This is a genomic window from Streptomyces sp. LZ34 (genome assembly GCF_053890475.1).
The window spans coordinates 10,837,307-10,856,880 of record NZ_CM132680.1 but is presented as its reverse complement, the minus strand read 5'-3'; the positions used below and the strand labels follow the sequence as shown (position 1 = coordinate 10,856,880).

Sequence of the window (19,574 nt, the reverse complement as noted above, 5' to 3'; positions counted from 1 at the left end):
TCACTCCTCTCGTCCTCGTACGGTGGTGCGGACGTGAAGTGGTCTCATGGGTGACAGTTCGTCGAGGCGGTCGGTGACGGCCTGCCGGACCCGCTGGGGGAGGTCGCCGACGTCGTGCAGCGGGCTGTCGGCGTTCACGTGTACCCGCCTCCGGCGCAGTCGTACGTGTGCGCGGTCGATGCCGTCCATGCCGCCGACGGCGGCGGTCAGACAGCGGCGCAGCCCGGCGCGGGTGATGCCGACCGTTGTGTGGGGATCCTCGGACCGCAAGGCGATCATCCGGGGACGGCCGGGCGCCAGCGCCAGCGCGACCAGCAGTACCCCGACGGCGAGGATCGCGGCGGCTGCGGCGAGCACGGCGGGATCGTCCCACCGCAGATCGCGGCCTGCCCGGGTCAGCCATGTCACCGGCAGCACCTGTGCGTCGCGGTTGATCAGGCTCGCGACGACCTGGATGGTGGCCAGGAGCGCGACGGCGGCCAGCAGGGCGGCGATCAGGACGGCCGGGAGGGTCCGCCTGGGCCGGAAGGCACGTATCGCTGCCCGTCGGCGCTGTCGGTCGACCGCCTGCGGGGGCGCGGACGGCGCTTCGTGGTCCACGGTGGTGCGGGGAGCCGCAGGGTGGGTGAGGCGGGCGACGTCGATGTCGACTTCGCGCACGTCCAGGCCGGTCAGCTCGCCGATGCGGGCAGCGACGCGCTCCCGCACGCGGCGGCTCACCTGGCGGATCGGCGCCGGGTATGCCACCGACACCGTCATCGCCACGGTGGCCAGGTGCCCGTCCACGTGGGCCGTGGCCTGGGGGGCGGGCAGGGCCTTGGCCCGCCCGAGCGGCACCCCGAGCAGCCGACGCGGCGCCCCGCCGGCCTGGTCCACTTCGGTGACGGCGCGCACGGCGATCCGTTCCAGCACCCGATCGGCGATCTCAGTGTGCCCGCGGGTCTCCGGCGGCCCGAGCGCCGCCGGTGGCGTCGGCGCCAGATCTGTGGTCACGACCGCCTCCGGCCGCCCAGCAGGCCGCTCAGATCGTGTTCACCGGCCACGGCCCGGCCCGCGAGGAGTCCGACGGCGCCGAGAACGAGCACGATCAAGAAAGCGGTCAAGCCACCGAAGGCTCCGGCGAAGCCCAGCGCGGTCCCGAATCCCAGGCCGATCGCTGTAGCCCACTGCGTTCCGTCCATGTCACTCACTTCATTTCCCTCGTCTGAACTTGTGCCGCATCGCGTCAGCGCACGCGCCGCGCTCGACGGCGCCGGTGGCGCCGCCACCACCGGGCGGCCAGCCACAGTCCGCCCCGGCTGCGGAACACGCGCACCCGGACCACCTCGGAACAGCGCGGCGCCGCGACAGCGGTGCGCCAGCGGCTCAACCCTGCGATGAACTCCTCTGGATCGCCGCCGACGTCCGGGTGGTGCAGGCGCACCCAGGCCCGGAACGCCTGCCGCTGCGGTGTGGGGTGCGCGCTCATCTGAGCGTCTCCCGAGCGGCGCTGTCGGGGAGTTCGATGTCGTCGATGCACACCTCCACCTGTGTGTCGGGCATCAGCCCGTGGACCGCGGCCCGTACTTGTGCGGCGACCTCGGTCACCGGCGTACCGAAGACCGCGACCACCTCGACCTTTACCTCGGTGTCGCGGACGGCGACCCCGGCCACGGTGCTGCCCGGCAGGTAGGTGGCAACCGGCCCGTCGGCCAGGGCCGCTACCGCCGGGCAGTCGGCCACCGCGGTGGCGATCCGGCCGGCCAGCCGGCCGACCTCGCCCGTATCCCGGCCGGGGGCTGGACGTGTCGGATGTGTGCGATGTGCCGGATGTGTCATTGGACGCGGGACTCCGCCGACTCGGCCGGTTCATCACCGGGCATGTGGATGTCGCCGACGGTGATGTTGGCCTCGGTGACCTCCAATCCGCACATCTTCTCCACCGCGGTGACCACGTTGCGGCGAACCCCCGCGGCCAGGTCCGGGATGGACACCCCATAATCGACGATCACATCGAGGTCGACCGCGGCCTGGCGTTCACCCACCTCGACCGCGACCCCCTGGGTGATGCCGGGGCCGACCACTCCGGGCAGACGCTCGCGCATCGCGCCCAGCGCACGGGACACGCCGGCGCCCATCGCGTACACGCCCGGCACCTCACGGGTCGCCATCCCCGCGATCTTGGCCACGACCACATCCGCGACCGACGTCCTGCCCTGCTCGCTCACCAGCTCCGCGGACCCCCGCGCCGTCACGGAACGGGCCCCTTCGGACTGCTCACTCGACTTGACCGTCGTCTCTTTCATCTGTGTGTTCACGGCGCCGTTCTCCGTTCCGTGCGAGCTCATTACCCGCATCACTCAAGAAGACACAGCCGACCCGGGGATCCTCACGCCCGTCATGGGATGTACCTCACGCGAAAGTGGTTCGTAGCCTCCCGCCGGGGCACTCGCACAAGGTGACCTCCGAGGCGGAGGACGGCGTTCTTGTCGCCCGCGCCCGTGACGGTGACACCGCAGCCTTCGAGGACCTGGTGCGCCGCTACGCCACTCGGGTGTACCGGATTGCGCTGCGCATCGTGGGAGACGCCGACACCGCGGAGGACGCCGCCCAGGATTCCTTCATCACCGCCTGGCGCTGCCTGCACGAAATCCATGCGGAGCAGGCGTTCGCCGCCTGGCTGTACCGCATCGCCGCGACCCGCGCCGTCAACGTCGCCCGCGCCCGACGCCCCGAGACCAGCCTCGAAGAGGAGGCCTTGCCGCCGTCCCGCACAGCCGGCCCCGCACAGCAGGCCGTGGCCGCCGAGCTACGTGCCGCGCTGACCAGCGCCCTCAGACGGCTCACCCCGGAGCAGCGCGCATGCTGGGTGCTGAGAGAACTGGAAGGCATGTCCACCAACGAAATCGCCCACACCGTCCACACCAGCCCGGATGCCGTCCGTGGTCGCGTCCACCGCGCCCGTGCCCGGCTTGCTCAGGAGCTCACGCCATGGCGATGAACCATCCAACTGCTGACCGGTTGCCGAGCGGCACCGCCATCGACACACTCCGTGAGGCGACCGCCGCGCTGACCGCCGAACCGGTCGAGCGCCCCCCGGGCTTCGTCGCATGTGTCATGGTCCGGATCCGCCAAGAACCGCGCCGCTTCCGCAAGCTGCCGCTCCCCGCAGAACCTCCGCACCGTCTGTCCATCACCGAACACGCCGCCGCTACTCTCCTGTCCGCCGCCACCAGCAGCGTCCCCGGCACCACCGGCCGAGGCTGCCGCTTCCCCACCCCTGGAGACCCCACCCACGTGGCCGTCAGCATCAGCCTCCGCTACGGCCAGCACGCCTCCACCACCGCCCACCGGGTACGCGCCGCCCTGCACGCAGCCGCGGCCACCCAGCTCGGTCTTCGCCTCCTCCGCATCGACATCACCATCGATGACGTCCACCCACGTCTCTGACCGCCATAAGCATGATCACCAACCCCCGCAGACGATCAGCTGGCCGTTCTGAATGGATACAGTCGTGGCAGTTGTCGAACGACGGTTTTGCGCCTGAAGGGTGTCAATATTCCGATCAGGCCGCTGAGCTGGGCGTTTCCTGTGGATGGTGAGGCTGTGGGTGCCGAAAAGTCGGCTCTTGCAAGATTTTCGTGATGGGGTGACAGTGCGTCATCTTGGTGTCATCGTGCGGAGTGTGTGACGAGCTGCTGGGCATCGTGTTCCCGTACCTGGAGAAGGTGCTGGTGGAGCGGGTGAGCCTTGAGGGTGAGAAGGTCGAGGTTTGGGCGCGTACCCGGGAGGGTGTCGCGTTGCCGTGTCCGGACTGCGGGGTGTTGTCGACGCGGGTGCACAGTCGCTATCGGCGTCGTCTGGCCGATGTGGCGGTCGGTGGCCGTCCCGTCGTGATCCATCTCGGTGTGCGACGCATGTTCTGTGATGAGCCTGGCTGTCCGCGGCAGACGTTCGCCGAGCAGGTGGACGGGCTGTCCGTGCGGTATGGGCGCTATACGCCGCTGCTGCTGGGGCTGCTCCAGGCGGTGGGGCTGGCACTGGCCGGGTCCGCCGGGGCGAGGCTGCTGGCGGTCCTGCACATGGCGGTGAGCCGGGTGACCCTGTTAGCGCTGGTGATGGCGTTGCCGGACCCGGACTGGAAGGTTCCCCGGGTACTGGGTGTCGACGACTTCGCTCTGCGTAGGGGCGGAGTGTGGGACACGGTGCTGGTGGACGGGACAACGCGGCGGGTGCTGGAGTTGCTGCCCGGCCGGGACGCCGAGCCGCTGGCCACGTGGCTCCGGGATCACCCTGGGGTGCGGGTCATCTGCCGTGACCGGGCAGGTGCCTATGCCGAGGCTGCCACCCGCGCCGCGCCGGCAGCCGTGCAGGTCGCGGACCGCTGGCACCTGTGGCGCAACCTCGGACAACACGTGGAGAAGGACATCGCCCGCCACCGCGGATGCCTGCACCGAGCGGCCACGGACCGAACACCTGCAGACCGGACCGGACTCGAAGATCTGCCTGCGCAGGCCCTGTCCGCTCAAGGAGCGCTGGAGGCGCGCACCCGCCGCCGTTACCGCGAGGTCCATGCCCTGCTGGAGCAGGGTTGGGCGCTGAAAGAGATCGCCCGTGAGCTGCGGCTGAACCACAAAACCGTGCAGACCTTCGCCCGGGCTGAACACGTGGAAGAACTCCTCGCTCACGCCGCCGGTCGTCGCCCCAGCAAACTGGACCCACACCGCGACTACCTGCACCAGCGATGGGCCGAAGGGTGCCACTCGCCCACAGCACTCCACCAGGAACTCACCCAGCGGGGCCTGCAGTGCAGCATCCGGCTGGTCACCCGCTACCTGCGCACCCTCCGAGCGAACGGAGCCCTGCCCACCCCGGAACCTGCCCCGCCTCCAACCCGACGGCTCGTCGGCTGGATCATGCGCCACCCCGCCACCCTGAACCCCGATGACCAGCAGCGTCTTAAGACCGCACTGGCAGCCTGCCCCGAGCTGAACGCCCTGCACCAGCACGTCCAGGCCTTCGCCCAGATCATGACCAGACGCAACGGCCGACACCTCAACACCTGGGTGCACCAGGTCCGCAACCAAGACCTCCCCTCACTCAAAGCCTTCGCGACCGGACTGGACAAGGACTGGAACGCCGTCACCGCCGGCCTCACCCTCGACTGGAACTCCGGCATGGTCGAAGGCACCGAAAACAAGATCAAAATGCTCAAACGCCAGACCTACGGCCGCGCCAGCCTCGCACTCCTCCGCAAACGAGCCCTACTCACCTGACAACGCTCACCGACCGTCACCGCATCACGAAAATCTTGCAAGAGCCGAAAAGTCCATCCGCGCAGGTGAAAGAACGGATCACGTTGTCTTGCCGACGGCGGGTGGGCGGTGTTCTTCCGGCGCGTCGGCGTTGACCGACATAATGATCAATTGCGAACGCCTTCGCCGCACTACGGCTGCTGCCGCTGAGCGACCGGGACAAGGAAGTGGAGATCCTGGCGCTGCGGCACCAACTCGCCGTGCTGGAGCGGCAGCTCGGCGGAGCCCGCCCCCGGTTCGCGCCCGAGGACCGCACTTTCCTCGCTGCCTTGCCCCATCGCCTTCCCAATCAGCGCCTCCGTCGGCTTCGACTGCTGGTGACGCCGGACAGTGGTAGCGCAGTGGTATCGGCTTCCGCGCCGGCAAATCCACGGTGCGGCCCGGGGGTTCACCCGAACCGGCGACCGCGGTGGTGTTGCCTTCGCGCCCGGGTCCCAGCGCTCGCTATGAGGGATCGGTTCCGGAGTCCCCCCGACCGGTGCGCCCTGGCGCAAGGGTGCGTGCCTGGAGGTAGGCGGTCCAGTCGGTGGTCGCACGGCGGCGCCCCAGGTCCTTCGCGACCTCAGCGACCGTCTTGCCGGTCTCCGTCACGATCCGTACGGCTCCCTCACGGAACTCCGGCTCGAACTTCCGTCGCTTCTCCGCCATGACTCCCAACTTCCCCTGCGGTCACGGACTTCACGCTACGAGGGGAAAGACGCAGTTCCTCGGAGGCTGAGTTGGCACAATTCTCCAACATAAAACGAGCGGGGACTCAACTGATTACCGACCAGATAGTCGGCCCTGCTGCAGTACCGATCAGGTGGCCGACTCCGCCGCAGCCGAGCCGCGCTATTACACTGAAATGGCCGACATTGTCCTGACTGATCGCGACCCCATAGCCAGGCAGGTGCTCGCGGCGGTGCTCGTGGAAGCCGATGGGATTAACCTCGTGGCCTCCGTGGACAGCCGTCAGCCAGTCCGCACATGGCCTATTCACCGCGCGACGGTGGTGTTTCTGTGCATTGCACCGGAAGACGACCTGCACGATATCCTTTCCGCGCTTTCAGCGACCTGCGCGCGCGTACTTGTGGTTAAAGAGCGTTTTGCCCCGGCAGTGGTATTTGGTGGCGCTTTAAGGGGTGAGTGGGTCCGAAGGTGGTCACTGCGCGATCTCCCCGAAGCTGATGGCCTGCCATTTCTCGCCGATGTCAAGGAAACGGCACCGGCATTCCCCCGGACGTCGAGCACACACGTGCCAGTCGTAACAGTCAACCCACGTTGATTCGACCGCTGAAATCCCTGACTCAAACTTATTGACATAAAAACCGCAACATATGATCATGACCACATGAAGGAACTGCCGAGGTTACCGTTCGACAACCCAGCCATGCTCGGCATCGCGCCCCAGATGCGCGCACTGCAGCAGGAGGGGCCGATCACCAGGGTACGGACCGCGGGTGAAGACGCCTGGCTGGTCACCCGCTACGACGAGGTGAGGGCACTACTCGCCGACCGTCGACTCGGTCTCAGCAATCCCAACCCGGAGCAGTCGGCCAAGAGCGCGGCCAGGAGCTTCATGATCGCGCTGATGGCCGGGGACGACCACGACACCGAGGCCACCAGGCATGCGCAGATGCGCGCGCTGCTTGTGCCCCGGTTCTCCACGCGCCGGATGCACCTCATGAAGACCCGGATCGAGCACCACGTGGACGACCTGCTCGACCAGTTGGCCGCCAGCACTCCGCCGACCGACCTGCACCGCGCGCTGTCGTTTCCGTTGCCGACCATGGTGATCTGCGATCTGCTTGGCGTGCCGTTGGCCGACCGGGAGCGGTTCGGGCAGTGGGCGAGAGGCACATTCGACCAGAGCGACAACCAGCACTCGGCGAACACCTTTCAACAGGTTGTTGGCTACATGACGGAACTGGTGGCGCGCAAGCGAACCGAGCCGGGCGACGACATCCTGTCCGAGCTGATCGCCGACAAAGACGGCGCACTGTCCGATGCGGACATTGCCCACTTGGGTAACGCCGTGCTGTTGTTCGGCTACGAGACCACCATTGTGCGCATCGACCTGGGCACCCTGCTGCTGCTGCGCAATCCGGCCCAGCGTGCCCTGCTGGCCGAGAATCCCGAACTCGCGTCGGCCGCGGTCGAGGAGATCCTGCGCCTGGGCGTTGGCGGCAAGGGATCCAACGCGATAATACCCCGCTACGCGCACAGCGACATCACCGTCGGCGAGACAGTGATCCGGACCGGAGACGCGGTAATGCTGGCCATCGGCGCGGCCAACTACGACGGCCGGGCATTCCCCGACAGCGACCTGTTCGACCTGGCCCGGGACAAGCCCAAGTCGCACCTGGCATTCGGGCGCGGCGCCCGGCACTGCATCGGCCGCACGCTGGCCCGGATCGAGCTGACCGCGGTGTTCGAGCGGCTGTTCCGCAGACTGCCCAACCTGCGGCTCGCGGTACCCGAGGAGTCGCTGCGCTGGCAGGAGCACCGGATCACCGGCGGGTTCGATGAAATCCCCGTTACCTTCTAAGTGGCATTGCACGAGCGAAAACACAGCCGTCCACCGTTCATGGTCGATCGCTTTGCCAGAACGTTGTATGGCGTGTCGTCTGTGACGGATCACAGCGCGTCGGCGCACCATCGACCTCAAGAGCGACGGCGCTCCAGTGTCACTGGACCGCCCGGTGAGGGACACACCTATGACTGTGCGTATCGGTATCAACGGTTGCGGAGAGGTGCCCACGACGGCCCACTTGCTCGCATACCCGTCCCTGCTCACCGGATCGTCCCTCTGACCGGCCCGGCCCCCACCATCCTGAACGTCAGCACCGGCCGTCCCCGGCGGTCGTCCCTCGTCACCTCCGCCTCACCCGGCGCCATCGAAGCCGACCGCCCGCCCGGATGTTTGACGCTCCTTCCCTCACGCACAGACGTCAGGAGGACAAGGAACCATGACGGACACTTTCAGCGACTACGTCGACTGCACGCCTCTTCTCGACGACCGTGAGGCCCTCGACCGGTTCTACGACGAGCACGGCTACCTCTATCTGCGCGGCGCTCTGGACCGTGAACTCGTCCGGACCACGGCCGAGCAGATGCTCGAGGGCCTGATCGCACTCGGCCACGCCGCCCCCGGCACCACGCTCGACACCCTCACCATCGAGTCCTTCGAGGCGGTCGACGAGGTGGCGATGCACGACTACGTCAAGTACGACGACCTGTGGAACCACCCCTCGACCCTCAAGGTCTGGGAGAAGGTCTTCGGCGAGCTTGTCTTCGTCTTCAAGTCGACGACGATCCGCTACTACCCCTCCGCCGCGGGCTCCGCGGAGCCGAGCTTCCTGACCCCGCTGCACCAGGACGGCTTCTACATCGGCCCGAACAAGGACTTCCGCACCGCCTGGGTGCCGCTGCTCGCGACGACCCCCGACATAGGCGGCGTCGCCGTCGCCGACGGCAGCCACAAGAATGGCCCGCGCGAGCACGTCGTCACCGAGAACTTCCGCCGCTTCGGCCACGCCGTGCGCGGTATCCCGGCGGAGGAGTTCGGCGCGGACGAGCAACTGCTGTTCTCGCCCATGGAACCGGGCGACGTGATCATCTTCCACGCCTTCATGTGTCACAAGTCCATCCCGAACGTCTCGGTGGACCCGGCCGGCATGCGGATGTCGATGGACACCCGCATCCAGCCCGCCTCCTCGCACCGCGGGTTCAACGCCCTGACCCCCTGGCCGGAGTCCGCGAAGGACCCCTCCAAGGGAATCATGTCGAAGATCACCGGCACCCCCACCACCACCGAGTGACGTTGTTACCCCCGCACCCGCCTCAACCGTCCCCCCCACAAACGCCCGGGTAGGCAGCGCATGACGAAACGTGAGGGCCTCCCCCCTCTGAAGGGGCCCAACGCGACACCGGAGCCCTCGGCCGGCACGGAACCGGCCGGCGGGGGGCTCAGTGGCATCGCCCTCGTGGTGGTGCTCACCGGATACGCCCTGTCCATCGTGGACGCCTCCATCGTCAATGTGGCGCTGACCTCGATCAGTGACGACCTCCACGGCGGCCCCGCCGCACTGGAGCTGGTGGTGTCCGGCTACGGCCTCACCTACGCCCTCGGCCTGGTGCTGGGCGGGCGGCTGGGCGACGCCTTCGGCAGACGGCGCCTGTACGCCTACGGGCTCTCGGCGTTCACCGTCGCCTCGGCGCTGTGCGGACTCGCCCCGACCATCGAGTTCCTCGTCGTGGCCCGGCTGCTGCAGGGCGCCGCCGCCGCCATGCTCGTACCGCAGGTGCTGGCGACGATCCAGGCGGCCACCGAGGGCCAGGCGCGCGCCCGTGCGATCGGCATGTACGGCGCGACCGCGGCCCTCGGCATGGTCACCGGGCAGATCCTGGGCGGGCTGCTGGTCTCGCTGGACGTCGCCGGGATCGGCTGGCGGTCGGTCTTCGCGATCAATGTGCCGATCGGAGTGGCCGCGCTGCTGGCCGTCCGGCGCACCCCCGCGACCAGGGCCGACGCGAAGCCGGGCTTCGACCCGGTGGGTACCGTGCTGTTCGGTGTCACCATGGTCTGTGTCCTGGCCCTGGTCGTGGCAGGCCCCGACCTGGGCTGGCCGCTGTGGCTGTGGTCGCTGCTCGCGGTCGCCGCGGTGGGGGCGCTGGCGCTGGTGCGGGCCGAGCGCGGGCTGGAGGCGCGGGGCGGCTCACCGCTGCTGTCCCCGTCGGTGCTGTCCCAGCCGGGGATGCGCAGAGGGCTGGCGGCGATGGTGCCGTTCTCGGCCGGCTTCGGCGCCTTCCTGTTCGTCTACGCGCTGATCGCGCAGGGTCACTTCGGCTTCGACGGGCTCGCCTCCGGCGGGGTGCTGACGCCGTTCGCCGCGGCGTTCTTCGTGGTGACGCTGTTCACCCCGAGGATCGCGGCGGCCCTGGGCAGCCGGATCGTCACCCTGGGCGCCCTCGTCCAGGGCACGGGCCTGCTGCTGCTGGCACTGGTGATCTGGCTGGGTTGGCCGCATCCCTCCCTGGCGCTCGTGCTCGTCGGGATCGCCTTCTTCGGCGCAGGCGCGGCGCTGATCGGCCCGACGCTGTTCCGGACGATCCTCGCCGACGTACCCCCCGCGCAGGCCGGCATGGGCAGCGGTGTGCTGGTGACCAGCCAGCAGATGGCGACCGCGCTGGGCGCGACCGTCGGCGGAACCCTCTATCTCTCCCTGGCCAGTTGGCTGTCGACGGCGTCGGCGGCCGTGCTCGTTCTCGCCCTGTTGGCATGTTTCTCGGTGACCGTTCTCGTGATCAGTCTGAAGCTCCCCGACCCCAGCTGACACCCGCGCCCCTCGAACGGCGCGATCTGATCCAGACCTCCTCGTTGGCAACGGCGCGCCGTCCTTCGGCGTACCCGCGCGCAGAAGCGGAGACAGCCAAGTGCAGTTACAGACAAGGACAGCCGTGGTGACCGGCGCGGCCAGCGGCATCGGCCTCGCCCTCAGCGCCCGCTTCGCACGGGCCGGCGCCGGCGTGGTCATGGCGGACGTCGAAGGCGACGCACTGCACCGCCGGGCCGCCGAACTCACCGCACAGGGCGCTCAGGTCACCGCAGTGACCGCCGACCTGACCGACCCGGACGCCGTCGAACGGCTCGCGGACACGGCGTTCGACCTACTCGGCGACATCGACGTGGTGTGCAACAACGCCGGGGTCCTCGGCCCCGTGGGACAGCCCCTGTGGGAGGTGCCGCTGGAGCGGATGCGGCAGGTCTTCGAGGTGAACCACTGGGCGCACGTCCTGGTGGCCCGCGCCTTCGTCCCCCGGCTGCTGGAGCGCGGCCGGCCCGCCCATCTGATCCACACCGCCTCGATGTCCGCCTTCGTCGTCGGCGCCGGCAGCGCCGCCTACGCCGCCTCCAAGCACGCCGACCTCGCGGTCGCCCGCAGTCTGCGCGCCGATCTGCGGGGCACCGGGGTCCGGGTGTCGGTGCTGTGTCCCGGCCGGGTCGACACCCCCATGGTCCAAGGCCTGACGGCCCCGCGCGGCGCGGGCGGCGACACCTCGGTGAGCGCCGAGGACGTCGCCGGACTCGTGTGGGAGGCCCTCGGCTCCGATCGCTTCTATCTCTTCAGCAACTCCGACGCCCCGCTGCGGCTGCGCGATCAGTTCGACGACGTATGGCGTCATGTTTCCCTTCCACCCCCTTCCCCCGAGGAGGAGCTGTGGCCCGCGCCGAAAGCGACGACCGTGGCGATGAAACACTGACCATCGACCTGGAAGCGGTGAGGGAGAAATATCGGCAGGAACGCGACAAGCGCAGCGTCGGTCGCACCTACCAGTTCGCGCGCGGTGACTTCAGCCGCTACGCGCGAGACCCCTACACCGAGCGACAGGAGCGCGAGCCGCTCACCGACGAGGTGGACGTCGCCGTCGTCGGCGCCGGCATCGGCGGCCTGCTGACCGGCGCCCATCTGCGCAAGGAGACCGGCCTGAAGCGCATCCGGCTGATCGACGAGGCCGGCGACGTCGGCGGCACCTGGTACTGGAACCGCTTCCCCGGCGTCCGGTGCGACGTCGAGAGCTACGTCTACATGCCGCTGCTCGAAGAGATCGGCACGATACCCACCGAGAAGTACTCCACCGGGCCCGAGATCTTCGCCCACCTCCAACAGATCGCCCACAAGTACGACCTCTACCGCGACGCCCTCTTCCAGACCACCGTCACCGAGCTGCGCTGGGACGAGGCCGCCGGGAAGTGGCTGGTGAGCACCGACCGCGGCGATCTGATCCGGGCCCGGTACGTGGCCATGTCGATCGGTCTGATGCACCGCCCCAAACTCCCCGCACTGCCGGGCCTGGAGACGTTCGCCGGGCACTCCTTCCACACCAGCCGCTGGGACTTCGACTACACCGGCGGCGACAGCACCGGCGGCCTGACCAAGCTGAAGGACAAGAAGGTCGGCGTCATCGGCACCGGCTCCACGACCGTCCAGCTCGCCCCGCACCTCGCCGAGTGGGCCGAGCAGCTCGTCCTCTTCCAGCGCACCCCGGCCGCAGTCGACGTCCGCGGCAACCGGCCCACCCCGCCCGACTGGGCGGACACCCTCGCCCCGGGCTGGCAGCAGCGCCGGATGGAGAACTTCCACGCGCTGACCTCCGGTATCCCGCAGGACGAGGACCTGGTCCAGGACCGCTGGACCCAGACCACGGCCAAGCTGGCCGCCGCCATCCTGCCCACCGGCGACACCGGGGGCGACCCGAAGGAGCGGGCGCTCGCGGCCGAGCGGGCGGACTTCCTCAAGATGGAGGAGCTGCGCGCCCGCATCGACAGCGTCGTCACCGACCCCGCGACCGCCGCCGCCCTCAAGCCGTACTACCGCGTGTACTGCAAGCGGCCCTGCTTCCACGACGGCTACCTCCAGACCTTCAACCGGCCCAATATGACCCTGGTCGACACCCAGGGGCAGGGCGTGGAGCGGCTCACCCCGGCCGGGGTGGTCGCGAACGGCCGGGAGTACCCGGTCGACTGCCTGGTCTTCGCCACCGGCTACGAGCACGAGTTCGCCGTCCCGTACACGCACCGCGCCGGCTACGACATCGTCGGCCGCGACGGCGTGAAGCTGTCGGAGAAGTGGGCGGACGGGGCGCACACCCTGCACGGACTCCAGGTGAACGGCTTCCCCAACTGCTTCATCCTGTCCAAGATCCAGGCCGGCCGGCACGTCAACATCCCCTACATGCTGGGCGAGCAGACCCGGCACCTGGCGCACATCGTCAAGTGCGTCGAGGAGCGCGGCCACCAGGTCGTGGAGGCCTCCGAGGCCGGCGAGAAGGAATGGGTCGAGGAGATCCTCCGGCTCGCCACCAACGACATCGGCTTCCTCGAGAACTGCACGCCCGGCCTCTACAACAACGAGGGCGACCCGAGCGGACTGCCCCTGCTCAACTCCAGCTACGGCGGCGGCTCGGTGGAGTTCGTGAACATCCTCAGGCGCTGGCGCGAGGCGGGCGACCTCGCCGGCCTCGAACTGCGCTGACCCCCTTTCTGGCCCCTCCCTTCTGCGAAAGGCGGCAACGCCCATGGACGTAACGCCGATACCCGGCGCCGCTCTCGGCGCCGTCGTGCACGGCGCCCATGTCACCGGCGACATGGACAAGACCCAGTCAGAGGAGATCTGGGCGGCGCTCGACGCGCATCTCGTACTCGTCTTCCGCGGCCACGAGATCCCCTCCTTCGAGGAGTTCCTGGCCTTCGGCCGCCGCTTCGGGTACATCCCGAAGACCGGTCTGACCAGCGGCGCCCACCCCGACCACAACGAGATCCTGATCGTCTCCAACCTGGTGGAGGACGGCCGCAAGATCGGCGTCGGCGACGCCGAGTGGATGGGCTGGCACACCGACTACTCCTTCCGCCCCCGCGTCTCCCAGATCGGCTTCCTGGAGGCCGTGGAAGTGCCGTCCTCCGGCGGCGGGGAGACCCTCTTCACCGACATGTACGCCCTGTACGAGTCGCTGTCGCCCGAAGAGCGCCGGCGCCTGCACTCCCACCGGGTCCGCCACGCCCTGCGCACCGGGTACGAGGAGACCATCGAGGAGGAGCTCCAGGGCGAGGTGTCCCTCGGCGAGAGCACCGAACAGATCCAGCCCGAGGACGGCACCTCCACCATCCACCCGCTGATCGCCCGCAATCCGCGCACCGGCCGCCAGTCGGTCTACATCAGCACCCTGAACACCAAGCGGATCGTGGACCTCACCCCCGACGACAGCCGCAAGCTGCTCGACGAACTGCTGTCGCACGCGGGCAAGCCCCAGCACACCTACGCCCACACCTGGCAGCCCGGGGACATCGTCGTGTGGGACCAGCTCGGCACCGTCCACGCCAAGCAGGCCTTCAACCCGGCCGAACGGCGCATCATGCGCCAGGTCGTCAGCATCTTCGACGACCCGACCGACCCCTGGCGCGCGGAGGTCGCCACATGAGCACCGCTCCCGCCTGCCTCAGCCACGGCCGGGTCACGATCACCCCGGCGCTGCGCGCCGCCGTCGACCGGCTCGACCACCGCTCACGTCACCAGGCGGCCTACCACTTCGGCTGGATCACCGTCGGCGGCGCGCCCACCAGCGCCGGCGCCGGCAAGGCCGTACGGCCGGCGCTCGCGCTGCTGTCGGCCGAGGCGGTCGGCGCACCGCCGGAGGTCGCCCTGCCCGGCGCCGTCGCCGTGGAGCTCGTGCACAACTTCTCCCTGGTGCACGACGATCTGATGGACGGCGACGAGAAGCGCCGCCACCGGCGCACGGTGTGGAAGCTGTGGGGTCCCTCCAGCGCCATCCTGACCGGTGACGCGATGCTGGCGCTCGCTCAGGAGGTGCTGCTGGACACCGGGCTGCCGACGGCGGCGCCCGCCGCCCGGCTGCTGGCCCGCACCACCCGGCATCTGATCCGCGGCCAGGTCCAGGACCTGTCCTTCGAACAGCGCTCGCACGTCACGGTCGAGGAGTGCATCGACATGGCCGCCGGCAAGACCGGCGCGCTGCTGTCGGCGAGCGCCGCGATCGGCGCCGTCCTCGCCGGGGCACCGGAGGCGACGGTGGACGCGCTGGCGCTCTACGGCGACCAGGTCGGCGTCGCCTTCCAACTCGTCGACGACGTTCTCGGCATCTGGGGCGACCCGGCCGTCACCGGCAAGTCGGTCCACTCCGATCTGCGCTCCCGCAAGAAGTCCCTGCCGGTGAGCCACGCACTGAACCAGGACGGCCCGCTCAGCGACGAGCTGGCCGCCTGGCTCACCACCCCCGGCGAACCCGGCGAGGAGGAACTGCGGCGCGTGGCCGGCCTGATCGAGGACGCCGGCGGCCGGGACTGGGCGCTGGCCGAGGCCGCCCGGCGGATGGCGCTGGCCGAGGACGCGCTGCGCAGTATCAAGTTGGACGCCGGCGCGCGGGACGAACTCCTCGCGCTCGGGCGGTTCGTCGTCGACCGCGAGGTCTGAGACCGAGCCGGCCCCCGTACCCGTATGCCCCTTTCTGACTTCTGACTCTCCGATCAGCGCGCCACCCCCGCCAGGGCACCACCATGCCCGCTGCCCCTCCGCAACCCACTCCCAAGGATTCCGTCATGCCCCAGGACGTCGACTTCCACATACCCCTGCCGGGGCGGCAGAGCCCGGATCACGCGCGGGCCGACGCCGAGCAGCTCGCGTGGCCGCGGTCGCTCGGGCTGATCAAGTCCGAGGCGGCGGCGACGCGTCATCTGCGCGGCGGCTACGCCGACCTGGCCTCCCGCTTCTACCCGCACGCCACCGGCGCCGACCTGGACCTGGGCGTCGACCTGATGTCGTGGTTCTTCCTCTTCGACGACCTCTTCGACGGGCCGCGCGGCGAGAACCCGGAGGAGACCAAACAGCTCACCGACGCGGTCGCGGCGGCGCTGGACGGCCCCCTCCCCGACACCGCGCCCCCCATCGCCCACGGCTTCGCCGACATCTGGCGGCGCACCAGCGAGGGCATGACACCCGCCTGGTGCGCGCGCAGCGCCCGGCACTGGCGCAGCTACTTCGACGGCTACGTCGACGAGGCGGAGAGCCGCTTCTGGGACACGCCGTACAACTCCGCGGCCCAGTACCTGGCCGTGCGCCGGCAGACCATCGGGGTGCAGCCGACGGTCGACCTCGCCGAGCGCGCGGGCCGCTTCGAGGTGCCGCACCGGGTCTTCGACAGCGCCGTGCTCTCCGCGATGCTCCAGATCGCCGTCGACGTCAATCTGCTGCTCAACGACATCGCCTCGCTGGAGAAGGAAGAGGCCCGCGGCGAGCAGAACAACATGGTCATGATCCTGCGCCGGGAGCACGGCTGGTCCAAGGACCGCAGCGTCGCCCACATCCAGAGCGAGGTGCGCGCCCGCCTGGAGCAGTACCTCCTGCTGGAGTCCTGCCTGCCGCAGGTCGGCGACATCTACCGGCTCGACGAGGCCGAGCGCGAGGCCCTGGAGCGCTACCGCAACGACGCCGTGCGCACCGTGATCCGCGGTTCCTACGACTGGCACCGCTCCTCGGGCCGCTACGACGCCGAGTTCGCGCTCGCTGCCGGTGCCCAGGGCTACCTGGAGGAGCTCGGCAACACCGCCCACTAGCAGCACCGCACACCAGCAACACGCCCCCGCGCCCGGCCGTCGCGGCGGCGCAACTGTCAACAGACCGGAACAGCTGTCAACAGATCAGTAAAGATGGGAAGTTGAGAATCGAATGACCGAGCAGACCACCTTCTCGGCGGGAGCGGCGCCCGGGGCGCTCCCCGTCGTGGGACACGCCCTCCAGATGATGCGTCACCCCGTGAACTTCATGGCCTCGCTGTCGGCCCACGGCGACCTGGTCGAGATCAAGATCGGCCCCACCACGGCCTACGTCCCGACCCACCCCGAACTGCTGCGGCACGTCCTGACCAACGACCGCATCTTCGACAAGGGCGGCGTCTTCTACGACCGTGCCCGTGACATCGCCGGCAACGGCCTCGTCACCTGCCCGTTCGCCGACCACCGCCGCCAGCGCCGGCTGATGCAGTCGGCGTTCACCCGCGGCCAGCTCAAGCGGTACGCCGCGGCCATGCACGCCGAGATCGAGGACACGGCGTCGCGCTGGCAGGACGGCATGGTCGTCGACGCCTTCCAGGAGATGTACGGCATGGCCCTGCGCACGGTCGGCCGCACCCTGTACTCCACACCCGTCAGCCCCGAGCTGGCGGCGAAGGTGGAACGTTCCTTCGACGTCGTGCTCAACGGCCTGTTCCGGCAGATGTTCCTGCCGGCCTCGATCCGCCGACTGCCCCTGCCGTCCCAGCGCCGCTACAAGAGCAACCTGGACTTCCTGCACGAGACCACCCAGCAGCTCATCGACGACTACCGCAGCTCCGACACCGAGCGCGACGACCTGCTCGCGGCCCTGATCGCCTCCCGCGACGACGACGGTGGCCGGCTCGGCGACAAGGAGATCCACGACCAGGTCATCACCGTCATGGCGGCCGGCACCGAGACCGTCGCCTCCACCCTCACCTGGGTCTTCTACCTCCTCTCCCAGCACCCGGAGATCGAGGCCGCGCTCTACGACGAGATCGACACCGTCCTCGACAGCCGCGCCCCGCAGTGGGACGACCTGCCGAACCTCTCCCTGACCGACCGGATCATCTCCGAGACGCTGCGACTGCACCCGCCGGCCTGGCTGTTCACCCGCCTCACCGCCTCCCCGACCGAACTCGCGGGCCGTCAGCTGCCCACCGGCTCCACCGTCGTCTTCAGCCCCGCCGCGGTCGCCCAGTACGAGGACGCCTTCGACAACCCCAAGAAGTTCGACCCCGACCGCTGGCTCCCGGACCGTATCGCGCCGGCCTCCCGCCACGCCTACGTGCCGTTCGGCACCGGCGCCCGCAAGTGCATCGGCGACCTCTACGCACGCACCGAGGCCACCCTGGGGCTCGCCACCATCCTCGGCCGCTGGCGGGTCACCTGCGAGCCCGGCATGGACATCCGCCCGGTCCCGCTGGCCACCGTCTACCACCCGCGCCGGCTGCGCCTGAGGCTGGACGCACGCACCCCGCGCCGGATGACCTCCGCCGTCCCCGCACCGGCCGGGGGTGACGCGACGTGAGCGAAGGGAACGTCGTCCTGGCTCAGCCGCGCGGCTTCCGCGCGGGCGTACGGCGCGCCATCGGCATCGTCGAGCGGGCGCTGGACCTGCACGGGGTGCGCTCCGCCGCCGCCGGCCGGCAGCTCGAAGTCATCGACGCCACCTGCCCGCTGGTCGCCAAGGTCCACCAGGAAGCGGTGCGCTTCGCCCGCGACGGCCGCACCATCCTCCTCGCCGGGTACGAGGGCCACGAGGAGGTCGAGGGCGTCCTCGGCGAGGCCCCCGACCGGATCGTCGTCATCGAGACCGAGGACGACGTACGGCGCCTCGGCCTGCCCGACGACACCCCGGTCGCCGTCCTCACCCAGACCACCCTCTCGTTCGACGAGACCGAGCGCGTCGTCGAGGCCCCGCGCGCCCGCTTCACCGACCTGTTCACCCCCGGCGACGACATCTGCTACGCCAGCCAGAACCGGCAGAACGCCGTCAAGGACCTCGCACGCGACGACGACCTGGTCCTGATCGTCGGCTCGCACAACTCCAGCAACTCGCTGCGCATGGTCGAGGTGGCCCGCGACCACGGCGCCGCCGCCCATCTGGTGCCCGACGAACAGCACCTCGAAGCGGCCTGGCTGAGGGACGTGTCGTCGGTCGGCATCAGCGCCGGGGCCAGTGCCCCGGAGATCCTCGTCGACGGGCTCGTCGCCCGGCTCGCCGAACTCGGCTTCGACCAGGTCGAGCTCCAGCGGGGCATCGCCGAGGACGTCGTGTTCTCCATGCCCGGCCGGCTGGCCGACCCGGTCATCGGCCGCGTCCCGCAGACACCGCTGGCCGGCGAGGTCTCGCCGGCACCCGTTGGGGTGCGATGAATCCACCACTGGAGAAAGAGGGTTGCGCCGTGCCACGCCTGGAGGAGATCCGGGGGCCGGAGGACCTGCGCGCCCTGTCCCCGCAGGTGGCCCGCGAACTGGCGCCGCAGATCCGGCGGCTGCTGGTGGACACCTGCACCGCCAACGGCTGCCACCTCGGCCCCAACCTCGGGGTCGTCGAACTGTCCATCGCCCTGCACCGCGTCTTCGACTCCCCCCGCGACAAGATCCTGTGGGACACCGGCCACCAGGCCTACGTCCACAGGATCCTCACCGGCCGCACCGAAGCCCTCGCCACGCTCCGCCGCACCGGCGGCATGTCGGGCTACCCCTGCCGCGCCGAGTCCGAGCACGACGTCATCGAGAACTCGCACGCCTCGCCCTCCCTGTCCTGGGCGGACGGCCTCGCCCGCGCCAACGCCCTGCTCGGGCAGAGCGACCGCGCCGTGGTCGCCGTGCTCGGCGCCGGCCTGCAGCGGTTCTGGCACCACGCCCGCTGGTGCGCCGACCAGATGGGCCTGGCCCTGGCCGACGTGATCGTGGCCCGGCTGCTGCCGGCAGGCGCGCCGATCACGTTCGGCGCGGCCTGGCACCACGACGGGGCAGCGAAGGGACCGGGGCCGATCGGGTACGGCAAATGCTGGGTGATCGCCGGACTGGTGGTGCAACTGCCCTTCTCCTTGCGGCCGGTGTGCCTGCCGGCCCTGGCCCGGCTGTGGCAGCCACGCCACACCGGCAAACTCGCGCACGCGCGGGAGATGGCGGAGATGATCGCAGCACGCTACCCCGGCCGGATGGTGCACACACGGACGTAATTC

General features: G+C 69.7%; 22 protein-coding genes. 15 read left to right on the top strand and 7 right to left on the bottom strand.

Features of this window, described 5'->3' with window-relative positions:
* Genes ACWY4P_RS46620 through ACWY4P_RS46600 form a run of 5 tightly spaced genes read right to left on the bottom strand, consistent with a single transcriptional unit; the run spans position 1 to position 2,285 of the window.
* A complete protein-coding gene (locus ACWY4P_RS46620) occupies positions 1-993 on the bottom strand; it encodes a DUF6286 domain-containing protein (protein ID WP_456206870.1) in 993 nt (330 codons plus the stop codon).
* Positions 990-1,181, bottom strand: a complete 192-nt coding sequence (locus tag ACWY4P_RS46615; RefSeq protein WP_456213289.1) for a hypothetical protein — start codon at positions 1,179-1,181, stop codon at positions 990-992. The genes ACWY4P_RS46620 and ACWY4P_RS46615 overlap by 4 nt, the downstream gene beginning before the upstream one ends.
* Before the next feature lie 44 nt (positions 1,182-1,225).
* The gene (locus ACWY4P_RS46610; protein WP_456206869.1) at positions 1,226-1,468 is read right to left on the bottom strand and encodes a hypothetical protein; all 243 of its coding nucleotides are present in this window, start codon (positions 1,466-1,468) and stop codon (positions 1,226-1,228) included.
* The gene (locus ACWY4P_RS46605; protein WP_456206868.1) at positions 1,465-1,818 is read right to left on the bottom strand and encodes a hypothetical protein; all 354 of its coding nucleotides are present in this window, start codon (positions 1,816-1,818) and stop codon (positions 1,465-1,467) included. Before ACWY4P_RS46605 ends, ACWY4P_RS46610 begins: the two co-directional genes overlap by 4 nt.
* Positions 1,815-2,285, bottom strand: coding sequence for an Asp23/Gls24 family envelope stress response protein (locus tag ACWY4P_RS46600; RefSeq protein ID WP_456213288.1), 471 nt, complete (start codon positions 2,283-2,285; stop codon positions 1,815-1,817). The genes ACWY4P_RS46605 and ACWY4P_RS46600 overlap by 4 nt, the downstream gene beginning before the upstream one ends.
* Before the next feature lie 152 nt (positions 2,286-2,437).
* On the opposite strand from ACWY4P_RS46600, the gene ACWY4P_RS46595 reads away from it, so the two are divergent.
* The 3 genes from ACWY4P_RS46595 to ACWY4P_RS46585 all read left to right on the top strand — a co-directional run bounded on the left by ACWY4P_RS46595 (position 2,438) and on the right by ACWY4P_RS46585 (position 5,255).
* Complete coding sequence (locus ACWY4P_RS46595) at positions 2,438-2,980, top strand: RNA polymerase sigma factor (protein WP_456206867.1); 543 nt, start codon at positions 2,438-2,440, stop codon at positions 2,978-2,980.
* Complete coding sequence (locus ACWY4P_RS46590; protein ID WP_450485316.1) at positions 2,971-3,429, top strand: hypothetical protein; 459 nt, start codon at positions 2,971-2,973, stop codon at positions 3,427-3,429. The genes ACWY4P_RS46595 and ACWY4P_RS46590 overlap by 10 nt, the downstream gene beginning before the upstream one ends.
* Positions 3,430-3,662: 233 nt before the next feature.
* Positions 3,663-5,255 (top strand): ISL3 family transposase, encoded by a 1,593-nt coding sequence (locus ACWY4P_RS46585; RefSeq protein ID WP_456206408.1) that lies wholly within the window; start codon positions 3,663-3,665, stop codon positions 5,253-5,255.
* Positions 5,256-5,425: 170 nt separating this feature from the next.
* Here ACWY4P_RS46585 and ACWY4P_RS46580 read toward each other — a convergent pair whose 3' ends face one another.
* Both ACWY4P_RS46580 and ACWY4P_RS46575 read right to left on the bottom strand, forming a co-directional pair.
* On the bottom strand, positions 5,426-5,572 hold the full coding sequence (locus ACWY4P_RS46580) for a hypothetical protein (protein ID WP_456206866.1): 147 nt from the start codon (positions 5,570-5,572) through the stop codon (positions 5,426-5,428).
* Positions 5,573-5,738: 166 nt separating this feature from the next.
* The gene (locus ACWY4P_RS46575; RefSeq protein ID WP_456206865.1) at positions 5,739-5,942 is read right to left on the bottom strand and encodes a transposase; all 204 of its coding nucleotides are present in this window, start codon (positions 5,940-5,942) and stop codon (positions 5,739-5,741) included.
* A 154-nt stretch (positions 5,943-6,096) separates the two neighbouring features.
* On the opposite strand from ACWY4P_RS46575, the gene ACWY4P_RS46570 reads away from it, so the two are divergent.
* The 12 genes from ACWY4P_RS46570 to ACWY4P_RS46515 all read left to right on the top strand — a co-directional run bounded on the left by ACWY4P_RS46570 (position 6,097) and on the right by ACWY4P_RS46515 (position 19,571).
* Positions 6,097-6,558 carry a hypothetical protein gene (locus ACWY4P_RS46570; RefSeq protein ID WP_456206864.1) on the top strand — a complete coding sequence of 154 codons (462 nt, stop codon included), beginning with the start codon at positions 6,097-6,099 and terminating at the stop codon, positions 6,556-6,558.
* 66 nt (positions 6,559-6,624) lie between these two features.
* Positions 6,625-7,821 (top strand): pentalenolactone synthase, encoded by a 1,197-nt coding sequence (penM, locus tag ACWY4P_RS46565; protein WP_456206863.1) that lies wholly within the window; start codon positions 6,625-6,627, stop codon positions 7,819-7,821.
* A 421-nt stretch (positions 7,822-8,242) separates the two neighbouring features.
* Positions 8,243-9,094, top strand: a complete 852-nt coding sequence (gene ptlH / locus ACWY4P_RS46560; RefSeq protein WP_456206862.1) for a 1-deoxypentalenic acid 11-beta-hydroxylase — start codon at positions 8,243-8,245, stop codon at positions 9,092-9,094.
* Between the two features lie 60 nt (positions 9,095-9,154).
* Complete coding sequence (locus ACWY4P_RS46555) at positions 9,155-10,609, top strand: MFS transporter (RefSeq protein WP_456206861.1); 1,455 nt, start codon at positions 9,155-9,157, stop codon at positions 10,607-10,609.
* Between the two features lie 127 nt (positions 10,610-10,736).
* Entirely contained in the window at positions 10,737-11,537 is an 801-nt protein-coding gene (gene ptlF / locus ACWY4P_RS46550) for a 1-deoxy-11-beta-hydroxypentalenate dehydrogenase (RefSeq protein WP_456206860.1), read from the top strand.
* Between the two features lie 17 nt (positions 11,538-11,554).
* Entirely contained in the window at positions 11,555-13,309 is a 1,755-nt protein-coding gene (ptlE, locus tag ACWY4P_RS46545; protein WP_456213287.1) for a neopentalenolactone/pentalenolactone D synthase, read from the top strand.
* 43 nt (positions 13,310-13,352) lie between these two features.
* Positions 13,353-14,252: a neopentalenolactone/pentalenolactone F synthase gene (gene ptlD, locus ACWY4P_RS46540; RefSeq protein ID WP_456206859.1), complete on the top strand. Its 900-nt coding sequence runs from the start codon at positions 13,353-13,355 to the stop codon at positions 14,250-14,252.
* A complete protein-coding gene (locus ACWY4P_RS46535) occupies positions 14,249-15,262 on the top strand; it encodes a polyprenyl synthetase family protein (protein ID WP_456206858.1) in 1,014 nt (337 codons plus the stop codon). Before ptlD ends, ACWY4P_RS46535 begins: the two co-directional genes overlap by 4 nt.
* 125 nt (positions 15,263-15,387) lie before the next feature.
* The gene (ptlA, locus tag ACWY4P_RS46530) at positions 15,388-16,401 is read left to right on the top strand and encodes a pentalenene synthase (protein WP_456206857.1); all 1,014 of its coding nucleotides are present in this window, start codon (positions 15,388-15,390) and stop codon (positions 16,399-16,401) included.
* Positions 16,402-16,513: 112 nt separating this feature from the next.
* A complete protein-coding gene (gene ptlI, locus ACWY4P_RS46525) occupies positions 16,514-17,908 on the top strand; it encodes a pentalenene oxygenase (protein ID WP_456206856.1) in 1,395 nt (464 codons plus the stop codon).
* A complete protein-coding gene (ispH, locus tag ACWY4P_RS46520; RefSeq protein WP_456206855.1) occupies positions 17,905-18,756 on the top strand; it encodes a 4-hydroxy-3-methylbut-2-enyl diphosphate reductase in 852 nt (283 codons plus the stop codon). Before ptlI ends, ispH begins: the two co-directional genes overlap by 4 nt.
* Positions 18,757-18,785: 29 nt before the next feature.
* On the top strand, positions 18,786-19,571 hold the full coding sequence (locus tag ACWY4P_RS46515; protein WP_456206854.1) for a 1-deoxy-D-xylulose-5-phosphate synthase N-terminal domain-containing protein: 786 nt from the start codon (positions 18,786-18,788) through the stop codon (positions 19,569-19,571).
* Positions 19,572-19,574: the final 3 nt, after the last annotated feature.

What these genes read in the sequence shown, in the direction of transcription:
- ACWY4P_RS46535 (WP_456206858.1), top strand. Translation starts at nt 14,249, where the DNA reads ATGAGCACCGCTCCCGCCTGCCTCAGCCACGGCCGGGTCACGATCACC.
- ACWY4P_RS46555 (WP_456206861.1), top strand. Translation starts at nt 9,155, where the DNA reads ATGACGAAACGTGAGGGCCTCCCCCCTCTGAAGGGGCCCAACGCGACA.
- ACWY4P_RS46610 (WP_456206869.1), bottom strand. Translation starts at nt 1,468, where the DNA reads ATGAGCGCGCACCCCACACCGCAGCGGCAGGCGTTCCGGGCCTGGGTG.
- ACWY4P_RS46600 (WP_456213288.1), bottom strand. Translation starts at nt 2,285, where the DNA reads ATGAAAGAGACGACGGTCAAGTCGAGTGAGCAGTCCGAAGGGGCCCGT.
- penM (WP_456206863.1), top strand. Translation starts at nt 6,625, where the DNA reads ATGAAGGAACTGCCGAGGTTACCGTTCGACAACCCAGCCATGCTCGGC.
- ACWY4P_RS46615 (WP_456213289.1), bottom strand. Translation starts at nt 1,181, where the DNA reads ATGGACGGAACGCAGTGGGCTACAGCGATCGGCCTGGGATTCGGGACC.
- ptlI (WP_456206856.1), top strand. Translation starts at nt 16,514, where the DNA reads ATGACCGAGCAGACCACCTTCTCGGCGGGAGCGGCGCCCGGGGCGCTC.
- ptlA (WP_456206857.1), top strand. Translation starts at nt 15,388, where the DNA reads ATGCCCCAGGACGTCGACTTCCACATACCCCTGCCGGGGCGGCAGAGC.
- ACWY4P_RS46575 (WP_456206865.1), bottom strand. Translation starts at nt 5,942, where the DNA reads ATGGCGGAGAAGCGACGGAAGTTCGAGCCGGAGTTCCGTGAGGGAGCC.
- ptlH (WP_456206862.1), top strand. Translation starts at nt 8,243, where the DNA reads ATGACGGACACTTTCAGCGACTACGTCGACTGCACGCCTCTTCTCGAC.
- ACWY4P_RS46580 (WP_456206866.1), bottom strand. Translation starts at nt 5,572, where the DNA reads ATGGGGCAAGGCAGCGAGGAAAGTGCGGTCCTCGGGCGCGAACCGGGG.
- ACWY4P_RS46605 (WP_456206868.1), bottom strand. Translation starts at nt 1,818, where the DNA reads ATGACACATCCGGCACATCGCACACATCCGACACGTCCAGCCCCCGGC.
- ptlD (WP_456206859.1), top strand. Translation starts at nt 13,353, where the DNA reads ATGGACGTAACGCCGATACCCGGCGCCGCTCTCGGCGCCGTCGTGCAC.
- ACWY4P_RS46590 (WP_450485316.1), top strand. Translation starts at nt 2,971, where the DNA reads ATGGCGATGAACCATCCAACTGCTGACCGGTTGCCGAGCGGCACCGCC.